The sequence below is a fragment of the Streptomyces sp. NRRL F-6676 genome, from assembly GCF_000725625.1.
Lineage (GTDB): Bacteria > Actinomycetota > Actinomycetes > Streptomycetales > Streptomycetaceae > Streptomyces.
Window position 1 is genome coordinate 16,838 of sequence record NZ_JOHS01000025.1, and the last position, 12,130, is coordinate 28,967.

General features: G+C 73.9%; 12 protein-coding genes. 4 read left to right on the forward strand and 8 right to left on the reverse strand.

Annotated features, from left to right (window positions below; all coding sequences use genetic code 11):
- The first annotated feature begins 27 nt into the window (after positions 1–27).
- The gene (locus tag IO29_RS40365) at positions 28–1,890 is read left to right on the forward strand and encodes an NlpC/P60 family protein (RefSeq protein ID WP_051707691.1); all 1,863 of its coding nucleotides are present in this window, start codon (positions 28–30) and stop codon (positions 1,888–1,890) included.
- On the opposite strand, the gene IO29_RS17495 is transcribed toward IO29_RS40365, so the two are convergent.
- Together IO29_RS17495 and IO29_RS17500 are read right to left on the reverse strand one after the other, a co-directional pair.
- Entirely contained in the window at positions 1,874–2,332 is a 459-nt protein-coding gene (locus tag IO29_RS17495) for an SRPBCC family protein (protein WP_030380417.1), read from the reverse strand. The genes IO29_RS40365 and IO29_RS17495 overlap by 17 nt on opposite strands.
- A gap of 56 nt (positions 2,333–2,388) precedes the next feature.
- Entirely contained in the window at positions 2,389–3,276 is an 888-nt protein-coding gene (locus IO29_RS17500) for an AraC family transcriptional regulator (protein ID WP_030380418.1), read from the reverse strand.
- A gap of 307 nt (positions 3,277–3,583) precedes the next feature.
- On the opposite strand from IO29_RS17500, the gene IO29_RS17505 reads away from it, so the two are divergent.
- Positions 3,584–4,597 (forward strand): tellurite resistance/C4-dicarboxylate transporter family protein, encoded by a 1,014-nt coding sequence (locus IO29_RS17505; RefSeq protein WP_030380419.1) that lies wholly within the window; start codon positions 3,584–3,586, stop codon positions 4,595–4,597.
- Here IO29_RS17505 and IO29_RS17510 read toward each other — a convergent pair.
- The 3 genes from IO29_RS17510 to IO29_RS17520 form a co-directional block, all read right to left on the reverse strand.
- Positions 4,575–4,928: a hypothetical protein gene (locus IO29_RS17510; RefSeq protein ID WP_030380420.1), complete on the reverse strand. Its 354-nt coding sequence runs from the start codon at positions 4,926–4,928 to the stop codon at positions 4,575–4,577. The genes IO29_RS17505 and IO29_RS17510 overlap by 23 nt on opposite strands.
- Positions 4,929–5,075: 147 nt before the next feature.
- Entirely contained in the window at positions 5,076–5,807 is a 732-nt protein-coding gene (locus tag IO29_RS17515) for a LuxR C-terminal-related transcriptional regulator (RefSeq protein ID WP_030380421.1), read from the reverse strand.
- A complete protein-coding gene (locus tag IO29_RS17520; protein WP_030380422.1) occupies positions 5,804–7,096 on the reverse strand; it encodes an ATP-binding protein in 1,293 nt (430 codons plus the stop codon). Before IO29_RS17520 ends, IO29_RS17515 begins: the two co-directional genes overlap by 4 nt.
- 178 nt (positions 7,097–7,274) lie before the next feature.
- On the opposite strand from IO29_RS17520, the gene IO29_RS17525 reads away from it, so the two are divergent.
- Positions 7,275–8,741 carry a PspC domain-containing protein gene (locus IO29_RS17525; protein ID WP_030380423.1) on the forward strand — a complete coding sequence of 489 codons (1,467 nt, stop codon included), beginning with the start codon at positions 7,275–7,277 and terminating at the stop codon, positions 8,739–8,741.
- A complete protein-coding gene (locus IO29_RS17530) occupies positions 8,728–8,970 on the forward strand; it encodes a hypothetical protein (RefSeq protein ID WP_030380424.1) in 243 nt (80 codons plus the stop codon). The genes IO29_RS17525 and IO29_RS17530 overlap by 14 nt, the downstream gene beginning before the upstream one ends.
- Positions 8,971–9,044: 74 nt before the next feature.
- On the opposite strand, the gene IO29_RS17535 is transcribed toward IO29_RS17530, so the two are convergent.
- The 3 genes from IO29_RS17535 to IO29_RS17545 all read right to left on the reverse strand — a co-directional run bounded on the left by IO29_RS17535 (position 9,045) and on the right by IO29_RS17545 (position 12,049).
- Positions 9,045–9,572 (reverse strand): DoxX family protein, encoded by a 528-nt coding sequence (locus tag IO29_RS17535; protein WP_030380425.1) that lies wholly within the window; start codon positions 9,570–9,572, stop codon positions 9,045–9,047.
- 178 nt (positions 9,573–9,750) lie between these two features.
- Positions 9,751–11,028, reverse strand: a complete 1,278-nt coding sequence (locus tag IO29_RS17540) for a hypothetical protein (protein ID WP_030380426.1) — start codon at positions 11,026–11,028, stop codon at positions 9,751–9,753.
- A gap of 226 nt (positions 11,029–11,254) precedes the next feature.
- Entirely contained in the window at positions 11,255–12,049 is a 795-nt protein-coding gene (locus IO29_RS17545) for a class II aldolase/adducin family protein (protein WP_030380427.1), read from the reverse strand.
- Positions 12,050–12,130: the final 81 nt, after the last annotated feature.

Consider the following 12,130-nt stretch of genomic DNA (forward strand, 5'->3'; position numbering starts at 1 on the left):
GACGGTTCGGGGTCGTTCGGGGCAGGGGTGCTCGGGAGCGGCACGGAGTCGTACGCGGGAGGGCCGCTCACCGGGTCCGCGGCGGACAACGCCGTGCGCGCGGGCGGCACGGGTTCCTTCCCGGCTGCGGACGGCAGGGGTTCCTTCCCGGCGCCCGGCAGCGCGGGGATTTACCCGGGCGCGGGCGGTGCTGAGTCCTTCACGGCCACGGACGGCACCGGCTCCCTCCCGGCCGTGGGCAGCACCGGCTCCCTCCCGGCCGTGGGCAGCACCGGTTCCTACCCGGTGGCCGACACCACCGGCGTGTACCCGGCGGTCGGCACCGCCGACACGTACCCGGGGGCGGGCAGTACGGGTCCATCTCCTGCCGTGGGCTACAACGGCTCCTTCCCCGCCGTGGAGGGGACTGGTTCCTTCCCCGCCGTGGGCAGCACCGGTTCCTACCCGGCGGTCGGCACCACCGGCGCGTACGCGAGTGCGGGCAGTGCGGGCCCCTTCCCCGCCATGGACGGCACCGGATCCTTCCCGTCCGTCGGTGCCAGCGGGTCGTTTCCGGCCGTCGGCGACACGGGGGCGTACCCGGGTGTGGAGAACACGGGCTCGTTCCCGGCGATGGCCGGCGGCGCGGGCGCCTTCCCGGGCCTCGGCGGCGCCGGTACGTATCCGGGCGTGGACAACACCGGGTCGTTCCCCGCGATGGGCGGCACGGGGGGCTTCCCCGCGATGAGCGTCACCGGGTCGTTCCCGTCGGCGGACGGCACCGGTTCCTTCCCAGCCCTCGGCAGCGCGTACGCGTACCCCGGCATGGACGGCACGGGCTCGTTCCCGGCAGTGGACGGCATGTGGCCAATGCCGACAGTGGACGGCACGGGGCCGAGCCCGGTCGTGGACGGCACCGGCCCCTTCCCCCATGTGCACGGCACGGGCGGCTTCCCGGCCGACGCCGGCTCCGGCGCGTACCCGGCGGCGCACAGCGCCGGAACGCACCCGGCCGCGGGCGACACCGGTGCCTACCCGGCCGCCGGCCCCGGCGCGAGCAGCGGCTCCCCGGCCGACGGCGGCTCCCGGGCGTATCCGACCGCGCCCACCACCGCCGCCTACCCGGCGACGGGCGGCGCCCCCGCGTACCCCGCCGCGAGCGTCACCGGCGCTCTCCCCGCCGTGAGCACCACCGGGAGCTTCCCGGCCGTGGACGGCATCGGGTCCTTCCCCGCCGCGGGCACGACCAGCAGCGCCGGGTCCTTCCCCGCCGCGGGCACGACCGGCGGCGCCGGGTCCTTCCCGGTCGCCGGCCACGTCGACGCGTACCCCGGGGCCGGCGGCAACGGGCCCAGCGGTGCCACCGTCGCCTTCCCGGCCGCCGCGGGCGCCGGCACGTACGCCCCCACCGGCCGCGGCGACTCGCTCCCGACCATCGAGAGCACGGGCAGCCTCCCCGCCATCGGCACCCCGGGCGGCCTGCCCGACCTCGCCGGCCCCGCCTCCCCCGGCACCGTCACGGCCGGCCCCCCGGCGGCGGGTGTCCCCGCCGCCGACAAGGCCGGGGCAGCGGCCGCGTTCGCCCGGGCGCAGACCGGGCGGCCGTACGTCATGGGCGCGACCGGCCCCGGCTCGTACGACGCCGCCGGCCTCGTCCAGGCCGCCTGGAAGGCCGCCGGATTCCTGCTCCCGCGCACTCCTGCCGAGCAGGCCCGCTGCGGCACGACCGTTCCGCTCGCCGCCGCCCGCCCCGGTGACCTGGTCTTCTTCCACGACGACCTCGGCCACGTAGGCATCTACACGGGCAACGGCATGATGATCCACGCCCCCCGCCCAGGCGCGTACGTACGCGAGGAGTCGGTGTACTTCGCCGGCGAGGCGGCAGTCCGCGGCGTCATACGCCTGGCCTAGGGCCGGAGTCGGACCGGCCGGCGTACTCCGCGAGTCCGTCGGCCATCCGCTGCATGAAGCCGGTCAGGTACCGCCGCAGGAGGCGTCCCGTGAGCGGAACCTTCGGTGCGAAGGTCGCCGACCAGGTGATGTCCGTGCCGCCCTGCGGCGCCTCGGCGAGTTCGACGACGCCCCGATAGAAACGGAAGGGACCGCTCACGTTCTCGTAGACGAACCTCCGGTCGGCGACCAGTTCGACGATCGGCTCCCGGGAGACCGAGCGGCCGGTCCGGAACACTCGGACGTCCCCCACCGTCTGCGGCTCGTCAGGGTTCCCGCCGCCCTCCAGTCCGGCCGCGTCGAGCGGCGACCACGACGGCCACGTACCTCCCCGGACGAGCAGCGAGAAGACGGCGGCGGGGGTCGCCCGCGAGTGGGACGTCACCTTGTAGCTGTGAGACATCACCCCAGGCTAGGAAAGCGTGACCGCACACGACATGCGCGGAATTGCCCACCCGGTTACGCGTTCTTGCGATACACCGACGGCCGGACGCCGACATGGGACAGGAACGCCGAGGACAGCGCCCCAGGGCTGGAGAACCCGCAGCGCTCCGCGATCTGACCGACGGTCAGGGCGGTGGTGGCCAGCAACTGCCGTGCCCGCTCGATCCGCAGCCGGGTGAGGAACCGGTGCGGCGTCTCGCCGGTGGCGTCGCGGAACACGCGGATGAAGTGGTAGACGCTCAGGTGGGCCTCGGCGGCGATGTCGGCGAGGGTGAGCGGATCGGCCAGGCGCTCCCGCATGACGGCGATGCCCGTGCGGACGGCCGTACGTTCGGGGCCGGGCGGGGGGTGAGCGTGGTCGCGGCCCCGGGTCAGCAGGTGCGTCGTGAGGAAGGAGGCGGCGGACTCCGCGTAGAGGTCGCTCTCGTCCCGGGCGGCCGCCAGCGCGCGCAGGACGTGTTCGACCACCGCGTCGCCCGCGCCGAGCCGGGCGGCCAACGCCTCGTAGTCCGGTTCCCCGCCGCCCAGTTGCGCCGCCGTCCGGTCGACGGTCGCCCGCGGGACATGCACCTGCGTGGTCCGCAGCGTGGACGCCGTGCGGTAGCTGCGTGTCGTCGGACGGCCGGGAACCATGAGCTCCAGCCGCCCGGGGACCCAGCGCCGCCGCACCGTCCTGCCGCCCGTGCCGGTTCGCATGACGGTGTCCCCGTTCGTGCAGAGGACGAGGTGGAGGTCGGCCGTCCCGGGCAGCTCCAGCTGCTCCGCCTCCTGACTGTGCGTGAGGCACTGCACCAGCAGCGACCGCCAGCCGGACGCCTCCCAGCTGCAATGCGTGTGCCGCACGAGCAATTCCGCGTCGACGCCCGCGTACGGCGCCAGGTCGAAGTCGGCCGAATCGAACACGCCGTAAGCGTATCGCCGCACCCGAGCCCCACGGCGCGTGCCGGAGCCCCGTACCACGGCGCTCGCGCAGGCTCCGTACCACGGCGCTCGCGCAGCCCCCGCACCGCTGCGCGCGCCCGGCCCTCCTGCCCGCCCGGCCTGCCCGGGCCCGCACCGCGGCACTTTCCGTGCTCCACGCGCGCGTGGCTCCTTTTCGTGCTCCACGCGCGCGTGGAGCTTTTTCGTCCTGTTCGTCCTCCGCGCGCGTGCCCCCGGACCGACCCGGCCGGTCCTTCCTAGCATCGAACCCATGGAACCCATGGAGCCCATGGCAGGCAGCTCCCCGCACCCCCGGCCCACGACCGTCGGTTCCGCGCTGCTGGCCTGGTGGGCGCAGCGCCCGCCCACCGCGGGGGCCGCCGTGATGGCGACGGGCATCCTCTCGGTCGGGCTGGACCTGACCGGTTACGACGTGCTGTCCCGCATCGCTCTGGCCGTCACCGTCGCGGCCTGGCTGGGGCTGGCCGCCGACTTCGTCCTACGGCTGCTGCGCGACCCGCGGCGGTGGCTGTCGGAGTCGGGCAGCCCGGCCGCCCTGAGCGCCGTGGCGGCGACGACCGTGCTGGGGTCACGGCTCTCCGCCCTGGGTCGGCAGACCCTGGCGGAGGCGTTGCTCGCCCTCGCGGTGGCCCTGTGGCCGGTCCTGCTGTTCCTTGTTCTACGGGGCTGGCGACGCGGTATGCCCGGTGCGGTGTTCCTGGGCTGTGTGGCGACGCAGGGGCCCGCCGTGCTCGGCGCGACCCTGGCCCGCGCGGTGCACACCCCGTGGCTCGCCCATGTGGCACTGGTGTTCTTCTGGCTGGGGCTCGCCCTCTACACCGCGGCCCTGTACTTCTTCGACTGGCGGCAGCTCGCGCGGGGCTCCGGCGACGAGTGGGTCGCGGGCGGCGCGCTCGCGATCTCCGCGCTGGCCGGGACCAAGCTGCTCAAGGCCGGCAAGGGGCCCGCGCACCTGTGGAGCGGCGACGACCAGGACGTACTGCACTCCATGACCATCACCCTGCTGGTGCTGGCCCTCGCCTGGTACGTGGTGCTGTGGGCCACCGAGCTGCGGTGGCCGCGCCCGCGCTACGACGTACGGCGCTGGTCGACCGTGTTCCCGCTGGGCATGACGGCCGTGGCCCTGCTGTCCGCCGCGTCGGCGCTGGAGGCCGGCTGGCTGCGGACGCCGGGACAGGTGCTGCTGTGGATCGCGGTGGCGGCGTGCCTGGCCGTCGCCGTGGGCGCGGCCGAGGGGCCCCTGCGAGCGGTCCGGTCCGTCAGGTCCACAGGACCGCGATGAAGATGTTCACCGTGGTCAGCAGGCCGACCAGCCCGAACAGCCGCTTGTCGACCGTCTCCTCGTCACGCTTGACGTAGACCAGCCCCAGGATGACGATCAGCAGCGCGAGCTTGGTGCCGATCTTGACGGTGTCGACCGAGTAGTCGTTCGCCTGACTGAGCCCCACCAGAACCGCACCCGTGACCAGCATCGTCAGCGCACCGTGCAGCATCCCGGGCACGAACCGGGCGGTGCCGCGGCCCATCGCCTTCGCCTGGGTGAGGAACCCGCCCAGCAGCGCGGCGATCCCGATGATGTGCAGGCCGACGAAGAGGTGGATGAGTACGTCCATGGGTCCGGAGCCTAATCGGGCCCTGCCCCACCCCGACCCGCCGGGGTCGGCCCCGGGCACCCGGGGCACCCCGCCCCACCGGCCCGGCGGGGGCACCCGGGCCGACTGGCGCCCCGCCCGGAGCGGCGCCGCCGCCCCCGCGCCGCGTCACACCAGCCGGCGGGCCGTCGCCCAGCGGGTCAGCTCGTGGCGGTTGGAGAGCTGGAGTTTTCTGAGCACCGCCGAGACATGGGACTCGACCGTCTTGACCGAGATGTACAGCTGCTTGGCGATCTCCTTGTAGGCATAGCCGCGGGCGATGAGGCGCAGGACCTCGCGTTCGCGCTGGGTGAGACGGTCGAGGTCCTCGTCGACCGGCGGGGCGTCCGTGGAGGCGAAGGCGTCGAGGACGAACCCGGCCAGACGCGGGGAGAAGACCGCGTCGCCCTCCTGGACCCGGAAGACGGAGGCGATGAGGTCGGAGCCGGTGATCGTCTTGGTGACGTAGCCGCGGGCGCCGCCGCGGATCACCCCGATCACGTCCTCCGCCGCGTCCGAGACGGACAGGGCCAGGAACCGCACGGGCTGTTCGGTGTCCGCCATCAGGGGTGCGCAGCGGCGCAGCACCTCGACGCCGCCGCCACCCGGCAGGTGGACGTCGAGGAGGACGACCTCCGGGCGGGTGGCGGTGATGACGCTCACCGCCTGGTCGACGTCCGCGGCCTCGCCGACGACCTCCACCCCGGTGGTCTCCGTCTGCCCGATCTCGGCCTGCACCCCCGTACGGAACATGCGGTGATCGTCGACGAGTACGACCCGCACCCGGCGTCCGGCCGCGCCCCCGCCCGCGCCCTCCGGTTCCGGCCCGGCCGCTCCGGTCGCCCCGTTCGCGTCGCTCATGACGTCTTCTCCGCCCTCTCCATCTCCAGCTCGACCTCCGTGCCGCCGTCGGGCACCGCACGCAGCCGTGCCGTGCCGCCGTTGCGCTCCATGCGGCCGATGATCGATTGTCTGACTCCCATGCGGTCGGCGGGTATCGCATCGAGGTCGAAGCCGGGGCCGCGGTCACGGACGGACACGAAGACCGTCCTGCCCTCGACTTCGGCGTAGACCTGGACCGGACCGCCGTCGCCACCGTACTTGGCGGCGTTCACCATGGCTTCCCTCGCGGCCTGCATCTGCGGTCCGATGCGCTCGTCGAGCGGGCAGTCGCCGACCACGACCACCTCTATCGGGACGCCGTGCTTGTCCTCGACCTCGGCCGCGTGGCGCCGGACGGCCTCGGCCAGGGTGTCGGGCTCCTCGTCCTCCTCCTTGCCGTTGCCCTCGGGTTTGTAGAGCCAGGCGCGCAGGTCGCGCTCCTGGGCGCGGGCCAGGCGCCGCACCTCGCCCGCGTTCTCCGCGTTGCGCTGGATCAGGGTCAGGGTGTGCAGCACCGAGTCATGGACGTGGGCGGCGACCTCCGCGCGCTCCTGGGCGCGGATGCGCATCAGTCGCTCCTCGGAGAGGTCCTGTGTCATGCGGATGAGGTAGGGACCGGCAAGCAGCGTGATGCCGACCAGGACGGCGAGGGCGGCCTGGAGGACCGAGCCGAGATGTGCGGCGGAGCCCTGGAGGACGAAGATCGCGGAGACTCCGGCGGTGACCAGCAGGACACCGGCGGCGGAGCGGAGCAGGGTCAGGGTGCGCCGGCGGCGGCCGACCTCGGCCCAGCGGGCCCGCCGTGCGTTGTCCGCCTGGCGCCAGACGAGGGCGACGCCCGCGCCGACCAGGACCGCGGGCCACAGATAGGCCTTGGCACCGTCGCCGAGATTGACGTTGCCGACGAAGACCATCGCCACGACGACCATGAGGAGCAGGGCGACGATCTGCCCTCTGTCCGGTTTGCGGGCCACGAGTCTGCGCCGGCCGTCGGGCGAGGTCTCGGTGCCGACCAGGGAGGGCGGCCGGCGGTCGTCCACCCCGCCGACGCCGAGCGGCACGAAGAACCAGAAGGCGGCGTAGAGCAGGGCGCCCAGGCCGTCCGCCATGAACAGCCCCGCGAACACCAGCCGGACCCAGATCACGGGCAGGCCGAGGTGTCCGGCGAGCCCTCGCGCCACCCCGCCCAGCCAGCGTCCGTCGCTGCTGCGGTAGAGCTTGCGCGGGGGCCGCGGAGGAGCGAGTGGCGCTGTGGCGGCTTCCGGCATGCCATCGATGGTCACACGTCCGGCGGACGGCGGGTATCAGGGATCGTCCCCGAGACTCCCCTGATCTTCGGCCCGCTGGTGATCGAACATCTCCCCGGCGGCGGCCCGGTCGGATATCAGGGTTCTGCCAGGGTCATCCCTGCTGCCGTGCGGGCGGTGGGGCGGGGACGATGGACGCATGACAGATCAGCGACACGCGGCAGCGGGGCCGGGTTCCGGCCCGGGCCCGGGCGCTCCGCGGCCGGAGGCCGGGCCGGGGCGGTCCGCGCCCGGACCGGGGCCCGGGCACGTACCGGGTTCCGGAGCGCCCGGACCGGGCCTCGGAGAGGAACCGCGCGCGCACGAGGACCCGGCAGCCGCCGGGGACGCGCCGGGCGTCGAGGTGCCGCACCGGTTCCGTCGTGACCGCCGGTACAAGATGCTGGGCGGGGTGTGCGCGGGGCTGGGCCGGCAGTGCGACATGGACCCGGTGATCTTCCGGGTGGGTCTGGCGGTGCTGTCCGCGGTCGGCGGCCTCGGTCTCCTCTTCTACGGCTTCGTCTGGCTCTTCGTCCCGTTCGAGGACGAGGAGGAGAACGAGGTGCGCAAGCTGCTGACGGGGCGCGTCGACGGCCCGGCGCTCGCCGCCGTGCTGTTCGCACTGGTCGGCTGCGGGGTCTTCCTCTCCCTGCTGAACAACGGCACGATGCTGGCGTTCGCCACGGTCCTCTCGCTGCTCCTGGCCGGCGCGGGGTACTGGTCCCGGCGGCGCGGTGCCCCCGCTCCCGACCCGCTGGCCGCCCAGGCCGCCGCCGACGCACCGCCGGAGGCCACGGCCCCGCCGGTGGCGGCGGCCTACCCCTCCTGGTGGCGGGACCCGATAGTCAAGGACGGCACGCACGAGGGAGGCACCGGCTATCTGTGGGGCCCGCCGGACGTTCCCGACCCGGACGTGAGGGCCGCGGTCAACATCGCCCACGGCATTCCGTACCGCCTGGGCATACCGCCGGTACCGAGGCTGCGGCCGCGCGGTCCGCGCCGCATGGGCGGCCGGGTGTTCCTGCTCGCCCTGCTGGCCGGGGGCCTGGGCACGTGGCTGACCTGGGACGACCACCCCCTGGGCACCAGTCTGGAGACCGGTCTCTCCTGCGCCCTGGTGGTGTTCGGCCTGGGCATAGCGATCAGCGCCTTCGCAGGGCGGACGGGCGCCGGCTCGATCATCCTGGCGGTGATCACGGCGGGGCTCCTCGCCGCCTCGGCGGCGCTGCCGAAGGACATCGGCACCCACTGGGCGCGGACGACCTGGTCGCCCGCCTCGGCGGCCGCGGTCCGGGAGAGCTACGACCTGGGCACGGGTGAGGGGACGCTCGACCTGAGCCGAATACGCCCGGCCGAGGACCGGACCGTGCGGGCCGACGCGGAGGTGGGGATCGGCCGGCTCCGGGTCGTGCTCCCACCGGGTGCCACGGTCAGGCTGGACATCGACGCGGGCATCGGCGACATACAGCTGCCGGGTGACACGTCGAAGGACGTGGACGTGGCCCCGGACAAGCACAAGCGGGTGACGCTGTCTCCCGCGGCGGGTGAGAAGAAGACCGGGGGCTCGTTCGACCTGCGGCTCCAGGTCGGCGTCGGACAGGTGGAGGTGACCCGTGCCGCGTCATGAGTTCCGGCCCGGCCGGCTGATAGCGGGACTGGCCCTCACGGCCGCGGGGATCGCCTACGCGGGCGATGCGGGCGGCTGGTGGAGCACACCGTGGTTCCTGATCATCCCGATCGTCGCGGCGGGCCTGTGCCTGGCGGGCGTGGCGGGGGTGACGAGCGGGGCGGTGCGCCGCCGCCGGCGGGGCCGTGCGGCGTCGTCCGCCTCGGCCTCGTCGGAGACACCGGTCTGAGAGAAGCGTCCGGTCCTGCCGGGCGGGAGGCCGGGCGGACGGGAACGGGTCTCGCGCGGGCCGCGCGCGTGGCGTCAGTACGCCGGGGTTCGCTGCCTGCGGCGGGTGCGGAGAACCGAGTCGAGGGAGAGGACGGAGGCACCGGCGAGGACGAGGGGGAGCCAGGCCATGAGATAGGCGAGATCGTTGCCGTAGTAGTACGGGTCGGAGGCCCAGCTCACGGTCAGCCACAGGCTGAGCGAGATCAGCGCACCGCCCAGGGCGGCGAGACGGGTCAGCAGGCCGACCAGCGTGCCGATGCCGACAGCGAGTTCGCCGAGGGCGATGGCGTAGCCGAAGCCGACCGGGCTTTTCAGGGCCAGGTCGACGAGGGCCGGAATCGCCGAGGAGTCGCGGACCGAGCGCATGGTGTCGCCGAGCGAGCCGGCGCCGGAGGCGGACATGAAGGCACTGTCGGTCAGCTTGTCGATGCCGGCGTAGATGAAGGTGATGCCGAGGAAGATCCGCAGGGGAAGGAGGGCGTACCGCGTGGCGGTGTCCCGCCAGCCGCGCTGCTCACCCACATGAAGGGTGTGCGTCTCGGAACGGATGCCATGAGTCACTGCCGGTCGCCGCCTCTCGCCCGCTGGACTGTTGAGATCTCAACCAACCATACGTACGGAAGGCGGGGACGGCTCAACGATCAGGCCCGTTTTCACGGTCCGACCGCGTACTGACATGTTTTAGACAGCTTCGGGGGTGCGGCATGCGTGGTTTGGGGGTGTTGCTCACCCCGGTGGCTCAGTCGAGGACCTCGATGGTCACGCGGTTGGTCTCCACTCCGGCGGCCGTGACCACCTGGACGTCGACGCGGCCCGGCTCGACGTCGGCCGGGACGGGGACGGTGAGGAGGGTGTCCGTGGGATTGTCGAAGCCGCCGGTCACCGGGACCAGGGGGACGTGGACGTGGACGGCGCCGATGCGGACCACCATGCGGGACAGCCGGTCCGCCGACTGGGCGCCGGCGGGGACGAAACCGGCGCCGCGGATCTCGATGTCGTCGCCGGTGCGGATCGGGGCGTCCAGGTCGCCCGCCTCCCGGGCGCGGACCACGGAGAGGACCACCGGGCGGCCGCCCTCGGCGTACTTGGCGGCGAGGTACGTCGCCGCGGAGACGAGGACGAGGACGGCGAGGCCCCAGGGCAGGTCGGGGAGCTGGTCGGGGCGGCGGGCCAGGCGCACCGCGGCGAAGGCGAGGGCCACGGCGCTGATCATCACGTACTGGATGTCGGCGAAGCTGCCCCGGCCGGAGTCGTCGGTGAGCAGGTCGGCGGCGCGCGGGCGGTGGGCGGGCACCTTTTGCAGGCGCTGGCCGAGGACACGCAGGCCGACCACCCGGCGGACGAGCACGGCGATCCCGCAGACCACGGCGACGACGGTGACCACGCCCACCCCGCGCGCGAGGTCGAGCCCGGCGATCAGCCGGTCGCGCCGGCCGTGCGCGGAGGCGGCGGCCAGTTGGCCGACCAGCACGAGCACCGCGTACACCGTGAAGAGCACCCAGCCCGCGGCCACCGCGCGCGAGGTGGACAGACGGTTGTCCTCGCCGATGACGGGGGCCAGGACGCCGCCGCGGGCCCGGTGCCAGTACCCGGCGCCGGTGAGCGCCGCGCCGACCAGCACGGCGGCGAGCAGTCCGGCGGTGCGGGCCGTGGACCATCCGGCGCCGACGGCGGTGAGCGCCTGGACCAGCAGCAGGAGCGCGATGCCGCCCCAGACGGCGCAGGCCGTGCGGTGCCAGAGCCGGGCCAGCCATGCCTCGCCCTCGGCACGACCGCGTTCGGCGACGGCGTCGGCGGACTGGGTCAGCTCGTCCGAGACCCACTGCCGGGACGCGGACGCGGAGTGCGCGACGGCCGCCGGCAGCCCCTGCCCGGAGGCGTACCCGTCCCGTTTCGCGAGGAACGCCGCCACCGCGCGCCGGTGCCCCTCGCGGGCGCCGTGCGGGCAGTCACCGCATGTGCAACCGCCCCGGTGGGCCGTGGGCTCCGCGCCCTGTCTCGCCTCCTGCACCGCCACGCCCGATGCCCGCCTTCCCCACGTCCCGTGCCTTGGTACGGCCGGTTCCGCGATGCGTCCGGCCCGTCTGCCACTCCCCAGCGACGACGAATTGTGCCGTACCCGGAGGGGTGTTCGTCGGCCAGGTCCGGTCAGTGGGAGTGAATGCGTCATACGCGGGTTGACGGACGGCGTGAAGCGGCGGTGCACGCGCGCCGGAGACCCGGTCGGAAGCCCGGCCGGGGGCTCAGCTCAGCAGGTCCGGTTCGCTGCGGCTGATGTGCTGCCACAGGGGCTGGTAGTTGATCCAGGCGACGAGGTCGCCACCCAGCTGTTCCCGGGTCGCGGTGGCCTGCCGGTGGCCGATCAGCACGGGGCGGCCGGCGGCACGGGCGGCGAGCTGCACCTGGCAGGAGCGCTCCATGGACAGGAACCACCACGCCGCGGCGTCCACGGAGTCGCCGACGGTGAGCAGTCCGTGGTTGCGCAGCACCAGCGCCTTGCGGCTGCCGAGGGCGGCGGCGATCCGGCGGCCCTCCTCGGCGTCCACGGCGACGCCGGTGTAGGCCTCGTACACCGCGTGGTCCTCGTAGAACGCGCAGCTCTCCTGGGTGAGCGGGTCGAGGAGCTCGCCGAGGGCGGCCTGGGCGCGTCCGTGCACGGAGTGGCAGTGGGCGACGGCGACGACGTCGGGCCGGGCGGCGTGCACCTGCGCGTGCACGGTGAACGCCGCCTGGTTGACGTGGTAGTTCCCCTCGACGACCTGGCCCTCGGAGTTGGCCATCACCAGGTCGCTCACGGTGACGTGCCCGAACGGCATGCCGAACGGGTTGACCCAGAAGCAGTCGCTGAACTCGGGGTCGCGTGCGGTGATGTGGCCGGAGACCCCGTCCTCGAAGCCGTGGCGGCCGAAGATCCGCAGGGCTCCGGCCAGCCGTTCCTTGCGGTGGCGGCGTTCGGCGTCCGCCGACTCGTGCTTGGGCGGCAGCGCGAACCGGAGCTTGTCGGTGGGCAGGGGCGGTGGCGGGGTGGGTCCGTGCATGTGTGCTCCCGCACTTGCTTCGTTCACGGGGCGGAAGTTACCGCCGGTCCGTCCCGGGAGGACAGAGGTTTCGGAGAAGAG